Genomic DNA, 16,538 nt, shown 5'->3' with positions numbered 1-16,538 from the left:
AAAGTCAGAAGCTGAACGGGGACGCCTCGCTGCGCTCGCCAAGGAGGAATGCGTCGGCGACGAGTTGCAGGGGGGCGAGGTCGACGTCGCTGGCACTTTCCCGAACGAGCGAGGCGAAGCGGCGATAGAGACGCGGATACTCCTCGTTGGCGCCGGCCGAGACTTCGGCGCCGTCGATCGCGAGCCGCTGGCCGCCGTCCGACAGGACGAGACGGCCGGAATCGGTCTCCAGCACGATGTCCCACGATTGCGGACCCGTTTGCAGAAAGTCGAACGCGGCCTCGACCGGTGCACCGCCGCTGCGAAGCGAAAGCTGGGCGGCGATCGGCGCCTGGCGGTTGGCGGGAAATTCGAGCCGTGCCGACTGGAGCAGCAGGGGTTCCGAAAGGATGGCGGTCGCGATCGACAGGGCATTGATGCCCGGATCGAACACGCCGAGCCCGCCGGGCTGGAGAATCCATTCCTGCCCCGGATGCCAGACGCGGATGTCTTCCCGCCAATCAATTCTCGCAGAATGGAGCGTCTTGCCCACCAGCCAGTCGCGCGCCGCGTCGACCGAGGCCGCCTCCCGCGAATGCCATGTCGCGAAGAGCGCCACACCGGCAGCGCGCGCGCGTGCTGCAAGATCGGCAACCTCGCTCACCGTGGCGGCTGGCGGCTTCTCCAGCATGACGTGAAGCCCCGCGTTCAGCGCGGCGCTGGCGATCGCGTGGCGGCCCTGAGGCGGCGTCGCGAGCGATACCGCATCCACTTCGAGGCCGCTCTCGAGCAGGTCGCCGATGTCGGTGAAGCAGGGGAGGTTCTCAATTCCGCCGCTTCTGCTAACTGCCGCCACCAGGTCGAACGATCCGTTGGTCTGCAGCGCGGGGATATGTTGATCCCGTGCGATCTTGCCGATGCCGACGAGCGCCAGCCGTATGGGCGCTCCCCCATCGCCGTCGTTCCGCATCGGTTCTTTCCTTCCCTGATTTATCGGATATATACGCTTTATAAATTCAAACCGGCTTGGTAATCAACCCGGGTGCATACCGGCTGGCGTATCCGACGCGGCCGATCGATTGGAGGGGGAATGACCTGGCTCGGACACGGATTTCAGCGGACGGCGCCGCAATGAGCGCAGGTGAAGATCGCCCGCGTCTTCGTTCCCGCGCGTGGTTCGACAATCCGGAAAATCCCGACATGACGGCGCTCTATATCGAGCGTTATCTGAACTACGGACTCTCGCTCGAAGAACTGCAGTCGGATCGCCCGATCATCGGCATTGCCCAGACGGGCAGCGATCTGACGCCGTGCAACCGCCATCACGTCGTATTGGCGGAGCGGGTGAAGGAAGGGATCCGCGACGCCGGCGGCATTCCGCTGGAGTTTCCGGTCCATCCCATTCAGGAAACCGGCAAGCGTCCGACGGCCGGGCTCGATCGCAATCTGGCTTATCTGAGCCTGGTCGAGGTTCTCCACGGCTATCCGATCGACGGCGTGGTGCTGACGATCGGCTGCGACAAGACCACGCCGGCCTGCCTGATGGCTGCCGCGACCGTGGACATTCCGGCGATCGCGCTTTCGGTCGGACCGATGCTCAATGGCTGGCACAAGGGCGAGCGCGTCGGTTCGGGCACGATCATCTGGAAGGCGCGCGAGATGCTCGCCGCGGGCGAGATCGACTACAAGGGTTTCATCAAGCTGGTCGCGTCCTCGGCCCCGTCGACCGGCTTCTGCAACACGATGGGTACGGCGACGACGATGAACTCGCTGACCGAGGCGCTGGGTATGGCGCTTCCCGGCTCGGCAGCGATTCCGGCGCCCCATCGGGATCGGCAGCAGTGTGCTTGGGAAACGGGGCGGCGCGCGGTCGAGATGGTTGCCGCGGACCGCAAGCCGTCGGACATCCTCACGCGCGAGGCCTTCCTCAACGCGATCCGCGTCAACTCGGCGCTGGGCGGGTCGACCAACGCGCCGATCCACCTGAACGCGATCGCCCGGCACGTCGGGGTCGAGCTGTCGCTCGACGACTGGGAGCGGCACGGGGCCGAGATCCCGCTGCTGGTCAATCTGCAGCCGGCGGGTGAATATCTCGGCGAAGATTTCTACCGCGCGGGCGGCGTGCCCGCAGTGATCGGCGAATTGCTCAGGGCCGACCTGATCTTCGGCGAGGCGCTGACGGCCAATGGTCGCACGATCGCGGAGAACAACTGCGACGCCGAGCCTGAAGACGAACGGGTCATCCGCCGCTTCGCAGCGCCGCTCAAGCCGGCGGCGGGCCTCACGGTGCTGCGCGGCAACCTGTTCGATACCGCGGTGATGAAGACCAGCGTCATCTCGGACTGGTTCCGGGCGCACTATTTGTCTGATCCGGACGATCCTGACGCTTTCGAAGCGCGCGCGGTCGTGTTCGACGGCCCGGAGGACTACCATGCGAAGATCGACGATCCTGCGCTTGGCCTCGACGATCGGACGATCATGGTCATTCGCGGCACCGGCCCGATCGGGTTTCCCGGCGGTGCCGAGGTGGTGAACATGCGGCCGCCGGCGTCATTGATCCGTGCCGGCGTGGAAGCGCTGCCGTGTATCGGCGACGGACGCCAGTCCGGCACGTCCGGCTCACCGTCGATCCTCAACGCCTCGCCCGAAGCGGCGGCGGGGGGCGGTATTGCGCTTCTCCAAACAGGCGACATCATTCGAGTCGACCTGAAACGGCGCGAGGTGAACATGCTCGTCGACGATCTCGAACTGACCCGCCGCCGAACCGCACTGGAAGCGGCTGGCGGCTATGGCATCGTGGATTCACAGACTCCGTGGCAGGAGATTCAGCGCGGTATCGTGGGTCAGTTCGACGGGGGCGCCGTGCTCGAGCCGGCGGTCAAGTATCAGCGGATCGCGGCCAAGGGCATGCCGCGCGACAGCCATTGACCCGCCTTCGCGTCATCGACCGCGCACGCCGCGACCAGTTGGGCGAAGGGCCGCTGTGGTCGCCTGGCGCCAATTCGCTGTTCTGGGTCGACATTCTCGGGCGACGGCTCAACCGCCTGTCGCTGGACGATGGTGCAGTCGAGGAATGGCCGGTTCCCGAAATGATCGGCTGGGTGATCGAGCGGCGCGAGCGGCCCGGCTTCATCGCGGGCCTGCAAAACGGGTTTGCCGAACTTTCGCTCGATCCGCTGCAGGTGAACCCGATCGTCGATCCGGAGCCGCATATGCCCGACAACCGGCTGAACGACGCGAAGGCCGACGCGGACGGGCGTATTTGGGCGGGGACCATGCCGGTAACCGCTGACCGGCCGGACGGCGCATTCTATAGGCTCGATCCGGACCGCAGCGTTGCGCGGGTCGACAGCGGTTATCGCATCGCCAACGGCCCCGCGATCGCGCCGGATGGCGACTGGATCTATCATACCGACAGCGGGCTCGGCCTGATTTATCGCTTCCCCGTGGACGCCGAGGGCGTGCTGGGCGAGCGGGAGCTGTTCGTCGAATTCGAGAGCGGATGGGGAACGCCCGACGGCATGACCTTCGACAGCGATGGCGGCCTCTGGGTCGCGTGCTGGGGCGCGTCGCGGGTGCTGCGCTTCTCGCCAGATGGTCGGCCCGACGAAGCGGTCGAGCTGCCTGCATCGCAGATCACGAGCTGCGCCTTCGCCGGCCACGCGCTCGACCGGATGTTCGTCACCTCCGCTGCGGACGGCGTAACGGAGGAGCACGGGGGTGCCCTGTTCGAAGTCGAAACCGGGCGGCGCGGCTTTGCGCCTCACAAATACGCCGGTTAGTGCATTTATCATATTAAACTGCTTTACTCGATAGAAGGCCGTTGTTACGGTTCGCATCAGGAGGGAGAAGATGACGCTTAAGGCAAAGGCAGCCGCGCTTGCGGCGGCGGCGATCGCGATGGGCATGCCGAATGCAGCACTCGCCGCGACCGCATCGCAGGAAAGCTTCGGCACGCTGCCTGACGGGCGCCAGGTCACTGCGGTGACTCTGTCGAACGGCCAGGGTGTGTCGGCGACCGTGATCAGCCTGGGCGCGACGCTCCAGTCGCTGATCATGCCCGACCGCAACGGCGAGAAGGCGGATGTCCAGCTCGGCTATCCTACGCTCGAAGGCTATCTGACCAAGCCCGAATACTTCGGCGCGACCGTCGGCCGCTTCGCGAACCGGATCGCCAAGGGGCGCTTCACGCTCGACGGCAAGACGTACGAGACGCCGGTCAACAACGGCCCCAATTCGCTACACGGCGGCACAGCAGGGTTCGACAAGGTGCTATGGGAGGTCGTCTCGGTGGAAGACGGGCCGGCCGCCAAAGTCACCCTGCGTTATGTCAGCCCCGACGGCGATCAGGGCTATCCGGGCGAACTGACCGTGTTCGCGATTTACTCGCTCGATGAAGCGAATGCGCTGACGATCGAGTATCGCGCAACGACCGACGAGCCGACGATCGTCAACATCAGCAATCACGCCTACTGGAACCTGCTCGGCGAAGGTGCGGGCAGTGCCATGGGCCACGTGCTCACCATTCCGGCGGATCACTATACCCCGGTCGACGAGACGCTGATCCCCACCGGTGAATTCCGCCGGGTGGACGGCACGGTGTTCGATTTCCGCGAACCGCATGCGGTGGGCGAGCGCGTCCGCGACGCAAGCGATCAGCAGATCGTCTACGGCCGCGGCTACGATCACAACTTCGTCATCGCGAAAACCGTGTCAGCCGAGCCGCGCCTGATGGCGCGGGTCGAGGAGCCGGTTTCGGGCCGCAGCTTCGAGCTCTGGTCCAACCAGCCGGGTCTGCAATTCTACTCGGGCAACTTCCTCGACGGCACGATCGCGGGCAAGTCGAAGGGCATCTACCGCCAGGGCGATACCATCGTGCTCGAGCCGCAGCTCTTCCCCGACACGCCCAACCAGCCGACGTTCGGATCCGGGCGGCTCGAGCCGGGCGAGACCTATCGCAACGTCATGATTTACCGCCTGTCGAGCGGGCAGGCCAAAGCGGCGCGCTGATACCCGCGCTGCACAGAACAATACGGGAGGTTTCAATGAAGCGTTCGATGACCCTGTTCTTCGCGGCCGTTTCGGTCGTCGCAATGACCGCGCCCGCGCAGGCACGCGAGATGTGGACCAAGCAGGAAGCCAACGACTGGTACGAAGAGCAGCCGTGGCTCGTCGGCGCGAACTACAATCCGGCGACTGCGATCAACCAGCTCGACATGTGGCAGGCCGAAACCTTCGATCCCGCGACGATCGACAAGGAGCTCGGCTGGGCGGCGGATCTCGGCATGAACACCATGCGGGTCTACCTCCACAACCTGCTGTGGGAGAACGATCCCGAGGGGCTCAAGCAGCGGATGGACCAGTTCCTGACCATCGCCGCCAAGCACGGCATCCGGCCGATGTTCGTGCTGTTCGACAGCTGCTGGGATCCCCATCCGGTCGCCGGTGCGCAGCACCCGCCGATTCCGGGTGTTCACAACTCGGGCTGGGTCCAGGCGCCCGGTGCGGAGCGGCTTGCGGACAAGAGCCAGCATCACAAGCTGGAAGGCTACGTGAAGGATATCGTCGGGCATTTCGCCAACGACGAGCGCATCCTGGCATGGGACGTCTGGAACGAGCCGAACAACGAGGGCGGCGGCAATTACGAGCCCACGCCGAACAAGAAGGAAATGGTCGCGGGGCTGCTCGACGACGTCTTCGAATGGGCGCGCAGCGCCGACCCCACCCAGCCGCTGACCAGCGGCCTGTGGATCGGCGAAGACTGGCACCGGATGGAGAAGCGCGACGCGGTCGAGAAGATCCAGCTCGCCGAATCCGACGTGATGAGCTTCCACGACTACAACTGGCCCGAGCAGTTCGAGCAGCGAGCGCAGCAGATGCTGAGCTACGGCCGGCCGGTCCTGTGCACCGAGTACATGGCCCGTGGCAACGGCTCGACCTTCGACGGATCGCTGCCGATCGCCAAGCGCCTCAACATCGCGATGTACAACTGGGGCTTCGTCGACGGGGAATCGCAGACCCGCCTGCCGTGGGACAGCTGGAAGAAGCCGTACACGTATGACGAACCGACGATCTGGTTCCACGACGTGCTTCACACGGACGGCACGCCTTATAGGCAGGCCGAGGTCGATCTGATCAAGCGGCTCGCCGCGGCGCCCAAGGGTGTCGTGCCTCCAACTCCGACGCAGCCGGCGATCAGCGCCGCAGACTGAGGTCGGTCGAGGCGGCGGGGCAGGTGACCTGCGCCCGCCGTCAATTATACTACAAATACTACTTGTAAGACTATTTCAGCCGCGTTACGATTGGCGCAACACCGGAAAACCGGGACACCGCCACGCGGTATGGGGAGAACATCATGATTTGGTCCAAGGGCATCCTCCGTTCGGCTTCGCTGCTTGCGATCGCGTGGTCGGGAACGGCTTTCGCGCAAGACGCTGCTCAGCCTCAGTCCAGCTCTCAATCGGTCGACGCTTCCGCCGGCCTTCCGGCCGACAGCGAGGAAGATCTCATCGTCGTCACCGGCATCCGCGCCAGTCTCAGCCGTGCGGCCGAGATCAAGCGGAACTCGGACATGGTGGTTGATTCCATCGTCGCCGAGGACATCGGCAAGTTCCCGGACACGACGACCGCTGCGGCGCTTCAGCGCGTGCCTGGCGTGCAGGTGGTCAACGGTTTCAACAACGAGATCGTCAATCCGCTGATCCGCGGCATCGGCGACATCATCACCACGCTCGACGGTCGCGAGATTTTCACCGGCGTCGGGCGCGGCTTCGCCTTCCAGGACCTGCCGGCAGAGGCCCTGGCGCGGGCAGACGTCTACAAGTCGAACTCGGCCGAGAAGATCGAAGGCGGCATTGCCGGCAATATCGACCTGCGGCTGCGCAAGCCCTTCGACCTCGACAAGGGCCTGACGGTCAGCGCGCTCGGCCGCGCAACCTACGGCGAGAACGCCGACGAGCTGAGCTACAACGGCGGCATCTTGATCGGCGGCCGCTGGGACGCAGGCGACGGCGAGATGGGCGCGCTCATCAATCTGTCCTACTCCGACAACAGCTTCAACCGGCCGATCTCGTTCAACTGCGATCCGCGCTCGGGGAGCAACGGCCCTCCGGGCGGCGACGGCGTGGTTCTGCCGACCTGCGTCGGCGGACTGACCGACACCGGCAAGTATCAGCGGCCCCAGGTCAACGCGGCGTTCCAGTGGCGTCCGAACGACACCGTCGAGTTCTACCTGGACGGTCTCTACTCGGGCTACCGCGCGAAGTTCGGCACGTTCTTCATTTTCTCCGACATCTTCGGGGCGGAGAGCATCAGCAACGTCGAGGCGACCGATCTCTGCTTCCAGGCACCGGTCAACCCGGCTGGCTTCCGTGACCCCAACGCGGCCGACATCCAGGATCTCTGCATCGGCAGCTCGGCGACGTTCAACAACGTGCCCGGCAACACCAGCACCCAGGCCAAGCGTGACAAGACCGATCAGTATCTGTTCGCCGGCGGTGTCAAGATCACCGACGGCCCATGGAACCTGCGGCTCGATCTTTCGCGCTTCCAGAGCAAGACCAACAACCGGACGACGATCGTCGACATCGGCAAGCGGATCGAACAGGTCAACGTCGACATTAACGACGATCGCCATGGGACGACCGACATGGTCGGCAACCCCGTCGGCGATCCGGACGGCTTCATGTTCATCAACAGCCTGTTCCAGGACTACAGGCGCTCGAACAGCACGATTACGCAGGCAATGTTCGACGGCTCGTACGAGGTCGGCTCGTTCCTCGACGAGGTCCAGTTCGGCGTGCGCTATGCCGACCGCAACGCGACCTTCCGCGGCAATCTTGCAGGCGGGCCGCCGGCATCGAACATGGCCGACCGGCTGGTCGCGAACTCGGGCCTGCCCGCAGGCTTCCTGATCGAATCGCCGGCGACGATCCCGGTCATCAATGGCGGACAGCACTGGATCACGCCGGATCCCGACTTCCTGCGTGAGAATACCGATGTGCTGCGCGCTCTCTATGGCGGGCCCGCGGGCGATCCGGAGGACAGCCCGACGCGCAGCTTCGACGCGGACGAAGCGACGATGGCGCTTTATCTGCAGGGTCGATATGCATTCGACGTCGGAACCATCCCTGTCGATGGCCTGATTGGCGGGCGCTATGTCATCACCGACCGCACTATCCTGGGGACCGGGGTGGTGACCGAGGATGGCGTGGGCGTGCTCACGCCGGTGAAAGCGACCTCGTCGAGCAAGAAGTTCCTGCCCAACGCCAGCATCCGTGTCCAGCTGACGCCCGAGCTTCAGCTCCGCGCCAGCTACGCGAAGACGATCGCTCAGCCGTTGTTCGCCGATCTCAATCCGGGCCTCACTTATTCCATCCCGTCGAACGCGAACATCCGCCCGAGCGGCACCGGCGGCAATCCGAACCTGAGGCCGCAGGTGGCCGATTCCTACGACGCTACGATCGAATATTACTTCGGTCGCGGCTCCTATATCGCGGCAGGCGTCTATTACCGCGACATCAAGGACCGCGTGGCCCGGAACGTCGCCGAGGAAGTGATCGACGGGATCACCTACGACATCAATCGCCCGCGCAACCTTGGTTCATCGAGGCTGCAGGGCTTCGAAGTCGGCGGTCAGTACTTCCTGGACTTCCTGCCGGACGGGTTTGACGGCTTCGGCGTGTTCGCGAACTACACCTACGCCGATACAGAGGTTCTGACCGAAGGCGACCTGCTTCAGGGCGAGGCGCTGGGCGGAGTGTCGAAGCACGCCTACAATGTGGGCGCCCTGTACGAAAAGTACGGATTGCACGCTCGCGTCGCCTACAACTGGCGCGATCGCTACTACGATGGCACGTTCACGCAGCTCCTGGTTCCGGAGCAGCAGATCTACTTCAACTACGTGCGTCCGAACGGCCGTCTCGATTTCTCGATCGGCTACGACGTGACGGAGAACATCACGGTCAACTTCGAAGGGGTGAACGTGCTGAAGGGCAAGTACCTCAGCTACTTCGACATCCCGCAGTACCCGCACGACATCCGTGTCGACGACACGTTCTACGGGGCCAGCGTCCGCGTGAAGTTCTGACGCCGCGGCTTCCCGATTTCCTGAACTGCCGCCGGTTCGTCCGGCGGCACCCTTTCTCTCCCTTGGGCGGCCGCCGTGCCGCCCATTTCTTTGCCGGAGGAACCGCCGATGTCCGATCCGAAGAAGCGCCGCGCCAGGTGGCTGACCATCGCGGCCTGCGGGCTGCTCGCGGCCTGCGCGACCGCCGCGCCCCGCACGTTCACCAATCCCCTCCTGCCTTCCGGCCCCGATCCCTGGGTGACCGAACACGAGGGCGTGTTCTACTACATGCACACCAGCGGAGACCGGCTGGAGATGCGCAAGACGCGCGACATGGCCCGGCTCGCCGAAGCATCGCCCACGGTGATCTGGCGCCCGCCCGCGACCGGCCCCAACGCGATTTCGATCTGGGCGCCGGAGCTGCACCGCATCGACGGCAAGTGGTACGTCTACTACACGGCGGCCGCGAGCGGGCAGGACAACGACGCGCATCGCGGCGTGTTCGTGCTGGAGAACGGCGCGGAGGATCCGACCACCGGCGCCTGGATCGACCGGGGGCAGGTGAACACCCGCTACAGCGGCATCGACGGCACGACCTTCGTGTACGAGGGCGAGCGCTACTTCGTCTACTCACCCTACGTGGGGCCGGATAGCGTGCTCGCGATCGCGCGCATGGCGGACCCGTGGACGCTGGAGGGTGAGGAGGCGATAATCGCTCGCCCGGAACACGCCTGGGAAAAGCAGGGCGGGCGCCAGATCCTCGAAGGTCCCGAGTTCCTGCTCGGCCCGGACGGCGACTTGTTCCTCAGCTATTCGGCCAGCGCCTGCTGGTCCGACGACTATGCCCTCGGCCTGCTCTCGGCGCCTGCGGGAAGCGACCCGCTCGATCCGTCCGCCTGGACCAAGTCGCCGGAGCCGGTCTTCCGAAAGTCACCGGAGAACGGCGTCTATGCGCCGGGGCACAACGGCTTCTTCACGGCCGCTGACGGCCGCGAGAACTGGATCATCTATCACGCCAATCCCGGGCCGGACATGCAATGCACGAGCAAGCGGTCGCCGCGGATTCAGCGGTTCGAATGGGACAGCGAGGGTGCGCCCGTATTCGGGGAGCCTGCCGCCGGCGATACTGCGCTCGCGCCGCCGGGCGCCAGCGAGTGACCGAAGGGCCGATCAGTCGGCCAGCCGCTCCGGCTCGTCGTCGGCGGTTTCGATGAGTTCGAGCACGTCGCCGATCAGCCGCTTCATCGCCTTGCGCGCGGCATCGGGCTTGCGCGCCGCGATCGCGTCGCGGACGGCGGCGTGATCGTCGACGCTGGCGGAGCGGCCCTTGATCCGGTTGGTGAAGCGGATCGAGGTCCGCAGCGCGGTCGAGACGACGTCGCGGAACTGCGCGTAGAACGGGTTGGCGGAGGCGCGCAGCACGGCGACGTGGAAAGCGATGTCGGCATCGAGCGTATCGTCGTTCCCCTGTTCGGCCGCGCGCATCCGCTTGAGCCCGGCATCGATCGCCTCGAGGTCGGACGGCTCCGCATATGTGGCCGCAAGCGCCGCCGCTTCGGGTTCGATCGCGACGCGAAGCTGGTTGAAGTGCCGCAGCAGCTCGACCGAGAACTTGCGTTCGAGCAGCCAGCGCAGCACGTCGGTATCGAACAGGTTCCACGATGTGGCCGGCTGGATGATCGTGCCCTGCCGCGGGCGGGCGCTCAGCAGCCCCTTGGCCGTCAGCATCTTCACCGCCTCGCGCGTGACCGAGCGGCTCACGCCGTATTCCTTGGCCAGTTCGGCCTCGGTCGGGAATACGCGGTCCTGATAGCTGCCGATGACGATGGCGCGCCCGAGGGTATCGAGCATGCCGTAGGTAAGGTTGCGGCCAAGCTGCGTGCGCACTTCTGCCGGATCCATCGCCGTCATCAGGCCGCTATCCTCCTCATAATGTCCCGGTCCATTGCACCGCATATAGGCAGGCACGTGGCCGCTGGACAAGTCCTATAGATCATATAAATAGACCACCTGCTGCTGGGCGCATTATCGTATGGGCGCGGCAGAACACAAGAGTTCGGGACGGGAGGCGAGTTTGGATCTGGCAACCATCGATGCGGTCGTGGTGGTTATCTACGCGATCGGCATTTTCGGTCTGGCGCAATGGGTGTCGCGCGAGAAGGGCGGGCACGCCAAGAACAGCTCCGACTATTTCCTCGCGTCCAAGGATCTGCCCTGGTGGGCGATCGGCGCCTCGCTGATCGCGGCCAATATCTCGGCCGAGCAGATCGTCGGCATGTCCGGCGCGGGTTACCGGCTGGGGCTGGCGATCGCCTCCTACGAATGGATGGCGGCGCTGACGCTGCTGATCGTCGGCAAGTACTTCCTGCCGATCTTCCTCAAGAACGAAATCTACACGATGCCGCAGTTCCTGGAACAGCGGTATGGGCCGACGATCCGTACTTTGATGGCGATCTTCTGGATCGCGCTCTACATTTTCGTGAATCTCACCTCGATCGTCTGGCTCGGCTCGATCGCGGTCAACAAGGTCGCCGGCGTCGACCAGGACGTGGCGCTCTATGCGCTGGGCGGCTTTGCGCTCCTCTACCAGCTCTACGGCGGTCTCAAGGCCGTGGCGCTGACCGACATCGTCCAGGTGACGCTGCTGGTGCTCGGCGGACTTATCATCTCCGGCCTGACGCTCAACGAAGTCGGCGGAGGACAGGGCGTGTGGGTCGGCTTCACCGCCTTGCTCGACCAAGCGCCCGAGAAGTTCAACATGATCCTCGAACCGGGCGAGATCGGCTATCAGGAACTGCCGGGGATCGCGGTGCTCGTCGGCGGCATGTGGATCGCCAACCTCAGCTACTGGGGCTTCAACCAGTACATCATCCAGCGTGCGCTCGCCGCCCGCAGCCTGGGCGAAGCGCAGAAGGGCGTCGTGTTCGCCGCCTTCCTCAAGCTGCTGATGCCCGCGGTGGTCGTGTTGCCGGGCCTCGCTGCGGTCATCCTCGCGCCCGGGCTCGACCCGGCGGACGAGGCCTATCCGACGATGATGCATTATCTGCCGCCGGGTCTGCTCGGCCTGGTGTTCGCCGCGCTGATGGCCGCCGTCGTCGCTTCGACTGCGTCCAAGATCAACTCGATCGCCACGATCTTCACGCTCGATCTCTATGCAAAGTACCGCCGCGTCGCGACGCGTGCGGAGGACGAGGAGCGCGTGGCGGGCGATCCCGATGCGGCAGGGCACGCGCCCTATCCGCCGGCCGAGGACGAAAGCCTGCGCGCCGCGAACGAGAAGCACCTGGTCCTGGTCGGCCGGATCGCCGCCGCCGCGGCCACGGTCATCGCGCTGCTCACGGCGCGTCCGCTGCTCGGCGGGTCGGACCAGGCATTCCAGTTCATCCAGGAATTCTCGGGCTTCTTCACGCCCGGGATCACCGTGATCTTCCTGCTCGGCCTGTTCTGGAAGCGGGCGAGCGAGGCTGGCGCGATCGCCGCAGCGATCGCATCGGTGGTGCTGTCCTATGCCTTCAAGGAGTTCATGCCGGACTTCCCGTTCATGAACCGGATGGGCCTGGTGTTCCTCATCGCGCTTGCACTGGCCGTCGTCCTGTCGCTCGCCATTCCGGGCGCCGCCGGACGCGACCGGATTACCACGACGGGGATCAGCTACCGCACGACGGCGGGCTTCAACGCCGCCGCCTTCGGGGTGATCGCTATCCTCCTCGCGCTCTACGCGACCTGGTGGTGAGCGGCCGGCGATGAAGGGGCGCTTCCTCGCGGTCGACTGGGGCACCACCAACCGACGCGTGTTCGTCATCGGCGAGGACGGCGCGGTGGAGCACACCGAACGGGACGACCAAGGGGTCGTCAAGGTCGGACGCGACGGGTTTGTGGGCGAGGCGGCGGCGATCCGGCAGCGGCTCGGCGACCTGCCGATGCTGTGCGCGGGCATGGTCGGCTCGGATCGGGGATGGGCGGATGCGGGATATGTTCCGTGCCCGGCCCGGGTCGAGGATCTGGCCGCGGCGCTGCGCTGGGTCGAGCCGGGCCGCACCGCGATCGTTCCCGGGCTTTCGTTCGAAGGCGAGGGCCGTGCAGACACCATGCGCGGCGAGGAAGTGCAGTTCCTCGGCGCCGTGGCGGCCGGACAGGTACCCTCGACCGCGCTCCTCGCGCAGCCCGGCACTCACTGCAAATGGGCTCATGTCGCCGACGGCGGGATCACCCGTTTCACCACCGCCATCACCGGCGAGATGTTCGCCCTCCTGAAAGATCACAGCCTGCTCGCCGGCCAGATCGACCGTGCGGCTGAAGACGATGCGGCTTTCCTCGCCGGTGTCGAGCGGGCGCGTTCGCCCGACCTGCTGGCGCACTTGTTCGGCGTACGGGCCGACGTGCTGCTGCGCAAGCGGCCGCGCGAGGAATCGGCGTCCTACGCCAGCGGCTTGCTGATCGGTGCGGACGTCGCCGCGCATGCCGCGGGCGCGAGCCCCTTCATCCTCGCCGGGCCAGAGCTCGGCCGGCTCTACGCGCGCGCGGTCGCCGCGTTCGGCGGCGAGGCCACGATCGTCGACAGCCACGCCGCATTCGTCGCGGGCATCCGGCTAATTTGGGATTTGGTGGAATGAGTGTGGATACGAGATTCCGGAACGCTTTTGCGAAATGCCCCCTCGTTGCGATCCTGCGCGGCGTCCAGCCCGACGAGGTCGAGGGCGTGGGCGAGGCTCTGGCAGAGGCCGGATTCACGCTGATCGAAGTGCCGCTCAACTCGCCCGATCCGTTCGACAGCGTCGCGCGGCTCGCCCGCCGACTCGATGGCGCCGCGATGGTGGGGGCAGGGACCGTGACCGGCCCGGACCAAGTCTCCCGGGTGCGCGACGCTGGCGGCGAGCTGATCGTATCCCCCAATACGGACCTTTCGGTGATCACCGCCACGGTCGAAGCAGGCCTCGTCTCGCTGCCCGGCTACTTCACGCCCAGCGAAGCCTTCGCAGCCGCTCGGGCGGGAGCGCATGCGCTCAAGCTGTTCCCCGCCGAGGCGGCCTCGCCCAAAGTGCTGAAGGCGCAGCGGGCGGTGCTGCCGCCGTCGCTGCCGGTGCTGGTGGTGGGAGGCGTTACGCCCGAGGGAATGGATCCCTGGAAAGCGGCCGGCGCGTCCGGCTTCGGCATCGGGTCGGCGCTCTACGCGCCGGGCGTGACTCTCCCCGAGATCCGGGAACGCGCTGCACGCTTCGTCGCGGCCGCAAAGCCTGAAGGCGCGACCTGATCCCGCACATGCCGGGTTGTTATTTATCAGATTAATGATACTCTTCCGCCATTCCGAGAATGCGGCACTTCCGCATCAGCTCGAAGTGTCTGGGAGGAGGCTAGCGTGACATCGATGGTGAAGGGGATTCTGCGCGCGCTCGCGCCGATGCTGTTCGTGCTCGGAGCGGGGCAAGCGCTCGCGCAGGCCGCGGAAGAGGCGAAGCCCGCCGCCGAGTCCGAGAAGGCGTATCTCTTCGCGCATATGATGAAGGGCGACTACGGCACGCTCTATTATTCGGTCAGCACGGACGGGTTGCACTGGACCTTCCTCAACAAGGGAAAGCCGGTCTCCTCCGACTACCACGGCCACGCCTCGATCGCGCAGGGGCCGGACGGGCGCTATTACCTCGTCGGCAACAAGAGCGACGACGATCCTCTGATCCGCTTCTGGGTGTCCGACGATCTGATCCGTTGGGAGCCGTTCGGCACCTATCAGCCCGATCTGTCGAAGGTGAAGAACCATCCGCATGCGCTCCAGCGGATCGGCGCGCCCAAGCTGTTCTTCGACAAACCGTCCGGCCAGTTCCTGCTGATGTGGCACACCCCGAACGTGCCCGGCAGCGACGAGGATCCGGAGCGCTACTGGGCGAGCCAGCGCACGCTCTACACGCTCTCAAGGGATCTCAAGACCTTCACCGCGCCGCCGAAGCGGCTCTTCACCTGGGACATGGCCACGATCGATACGATCATGCAGCCGAACCCGGCGGGCGGTTATTGCGCCATCGTCAAGGACGAGCGCTACCCCTCGTACAACTGGACCACGGGCAAGACGGTCCGCATCACTTGCGGCCCCACGCTCACCGGCCCGTTCCCCGAGCCGGGCCCGCCGCTGAGCCCCAATTTCCGCGAGGCGCCGACGCTCATCCGCTCGCCGGACGGTGAGGACTGGTATCTCTACTACGAACAATATGCAGGGACCAGCTACGGCCTCTCGATGGCGCCGCGGCTGGAAGGGCCCTGGTATCAGGTCTCGGGCAATTCGGGGATTCCCGAGTGGAACCGCTACGAGATGACCCCGGGTGCCCGGCACGGCTCGATGCTGCCGATCAGCCGCGCGCAGTACGATGCGCTGGTCAAGGCATTCCCGAACTGAGGCGGTTTCCGACCGCCTGGCAGTCATGGTGATTACATGCTCTCGACATGCGCGATCGGCACCGTTCGGCGGGCGGCTGTCCCTGATCGCGCTACTGCTGATCGGCGGTTGTGACGAGCCGGCGCCCGCCGGCAGCGAGCCGCGCCCCGCTGCCGCGGCGGAGCGGACCTGCACCACCCCGTCCGATGAACCCGTCGGCCTCCCCGGCGGCACGTTCGTGATGGGGCAGAACGACGTCTATCCCGAAGAAGGGCCGGTGCGCGAAGTGACGGTCAGCGGCTTCCGCATCGATCGCCACGAAGTCACCAATCGCCAGTTCGCGGCATTCGTCGAGGCGACCGGCTATCACACGATTGCCGAAGAACCGGTCGACCCCGCGCTGTTCGGCGTGCCTCTCGACCAGATTCCACCTCATATGCTGGAGCCGGGATCGGCGGTGTTCACGCCGCCCGACAACCCGTCCACGCAATATGCGGATTGGTGGGAGTATGTGCCGGGTGCGAACTGGCGCAAGCCCTATGGTCCTGCCGGGCCCGACTACCACGCGGACGAGCCGGTGGTGCATCTCGCCTATGACGACATGGCGGCCTACGCCCGTTGGCGCGGCGGCCGTTTGCCGACCGAGGCGGAATGGGAGTATGCCGCCCGCGCCGGCGCAGCGCCCAGCACCGAGCAGCCTGCGGAGGCGAACAGCTGGCAGGGCGTGTTTCCCGTCCACAACGCGGGCGACGATGGCTTCGACCGCATTGCGCCGGTCGGCTGTTACGCGCCGAATGCCCACGGGCTCTACGATATGGTCGGAAACGTGTGGGAGATGACGTCGGACTTCTACGCCCCCGGTCACGACCCGGAGGCTCCGGCGGAGAACCCCAAGGGTCCGAGCGAGAACGCCGCCTACGATCCGGCTCAGCCGGGACTGGTTCCCCGCGTCATCAAGGGCGGCAGCTATCTCTGCGCCCCCAACTACTGCCGCCGCTACCGCCCCGCCGCTCGCACCGGCCGCGACCCCGGCATGGGCGCCTCCAACGTCGGCTTCCGTCTCGTCTACGAGGCCGGTGAGGGCCGCCGCTGACATGTCGGCAGGTGGGGAATGATGGAATTTCGGGA

The 16,538-nt window shown here is 65.8% G+C and carries 13 protein-coding genes; 11 read left to right on the top strand and 2 right to left on the bottom strand.

Annotated elements, in window-relative coordinates; genetic code table 11:
* Positions 1-4 precede the first annotated feature (4 nt).
* Positions 5-949 carry a Gfo/Idh/MocA family protein gene (locus tag AC3A5N_RS04090; RefSeq protein WP_487736026.1) on the bottom strand — a complete coding sequence of 315 codons (945 nt, stop codon included), beginning with the start codon at positions 947-949 and terminating at the stop codon, positions 5-7.
* A gap of 161 nt (positions 950-1,110) precedes the next feature.
* Here AC3A5N_RS04090 and AC3A5N_RS04085 point away from each other — a divergent pair, with 161 nt between their 5' ends.
* The 6 genes from AC3A5N_RS04085 (at position 1,111) to AC3A5N_RS04060 (ending at position 10,204) form a co-directional block, all read left to right on the top strand.
* Positions 1,111-2,907 (top strand): IlvD/Edd family dehydratase, encoded by a 1,797-nt coding sequence (locus AC3A5N_RS04085; protein ID WP_487736025.1) that lies wholly within the window; start codon positions 1,111-1,113, stop codon positions 2,905-2,907.
* On the top strand, positions 2,904-3,761 hold the full coding sequence (locus AC3A5N_RS04080; protein WP_487736024.1) for an SMP-30/gluconolactonase/LRE family protein: 858 nt from the start codon (positions 2,904-2,906) through the stop codon (positions 3,759-3,761). Before AC3A5N_RS04085 ends, AC3A5N_RS04080 begins: the two co-directional genes overlap by 4 nt.
* Before the next feature lie 70 nt (positions 3,762-3,831).
* Positions 3,832-4,989: an aldose epimerase family protein gene (locus AC3A5N_RS04075; RefSeq protein ID WP_487736023.1), complete on the top strand. Its 1,158-nt coding sequence runs from the start codon at positions 3,832-3,834 to the stop codon at positions 4,987-4,989.
* A gap of 35 nt (positions 4,990-5,024) precedes the next feature.
* Complete coding sequence (locus tag AC3A5N_RS04070; RefSeq protein WP_487736022.1) at positions 5,025-6,191, top strand: cellulase family glycosylhydrolase; 1,167 nt, start codon at positions 5,025-5,027, stop codon at positions 6,189-6,191.
* 143 nt (positions 6,192-6,334) lie between these two features.
* On the top strand, positions 6,335-9,067 hold the full coding sequence (locus AC3A5N_RS04065; RefSeq protein ID WP_487736021.1) for a TonB-dependent receptor: 2,733 nt from the start codon (positions 6,335-6,337) through the stop codon (positions 9,065-9,067).
* 108 nt (positions 9,068-9,175) lie between these two features.
* Positions 9,176-10,204, top strand: coding sequence for a glycoside hydrolase family 43 protein (locus AC3A5N_RS04060; RefSeq protein WP_487736020.1), 1,029 nt, complete (start codon positions 9,176-9,178; stop codon positions 10,202-10,204).
* Between the two features lie 12 nt (positions 10,205-10,216).
* On the opposite strand, the gene AC3A5N_RS04055 is transcribed toward AC3A5N_RS04060, so the two are convergent.
* Complete coding sequence (locus AC3A5N_RS04055) at positions 10,217-10,957, bottom strand: FadR/GntR family transcriptional regulator (RefSeq protein WP_487736019.1); 741 nt, start codon at positions 10,955-10,957, stop codon at positions 10,217-10,219.
* Between the two features lie 163 nt (positions 10,958-11,120).
* On the opposite strand from AC3A5N_RS04055, the gene AC3A5N_RS04050 reads away from it, so the two are divergent.
* From AC3A5N_RS04050 to AC3A5N_RS04030, 5 genes are all read left to right on the top strand, one after another.
* Positions 11,121-12,779: a sodium/sugar symporter gene (locus AC3A5N_RS04050; RefSeq protein ID WP_487736018.1), complete on the top strand. Its 1,659-nt coding sequence runs from the start codon at positions 11,121-11,123 to the stop codon at positions 12,777-12,779.
* A gap of 10 nt (positions 12,780-12,789) precedes the next feature.
* Entirely contained in the window at positions 12,790-13,659 is an 870-nt protein-coding gene (locus tag AC3A5N_RS04045) for a 2-dehydro-3-deoxygalactonokinase (protein ID WP_487736017.1), read from the top strand.
* Positions 13,656-14,297: a 2-dehydro-3-deoxy-6-phosphogalactonate aldolase gene (locus tag AC3A5N_RS04040; protein ID WP_487736016.1), complete on the top strand. Its 642-nt coding sequence runs from the start codon at positions 13,656-13,658 to the stop codon at positions 14,295-14,297. Before AC3A5N_RS04045 ends, AC3A5N_RS04040 begins: the two co-directional genes overlap by 4 nt.
* Positions 14,298-14,411: 114 nt before the next feature.
* Positions 14,412-15,431, top strand: a complete 1,020-nt coding sequence (locus AC3A5N_RS04035) for a glycoside hydrolase family protein (RefSeq protein WP_487736314.1) — start codon at positions 14,412-14,414, stop codon at positions 15,429-15,431.
* Between the two features lie 25 nt (positions 15,432-15,456).
* On the top strand, positions 15,457-16,503 hold the full coding sequence (locus AC3A5N_RS04030) for a formylglycine-generating enzyme family protein (RefSeq protein ID WP_487736015.1): 1,047 nt from the start codon (positions 15,457-15,459) through the stop codon (positions 16,501-16,503).
* Positions 16,504-16,538: the final 35 nt, after the last annotated feature.

It is taken from the genome of Pelagerythrobacter sp. Soil_C_18 (assembly GCF_057657235.1).
The sequence above is the reverse complement of the archived record's forward strand: the minus strand, read 5'-3'. Positions and strand labels throughout refer to the sequence as shown.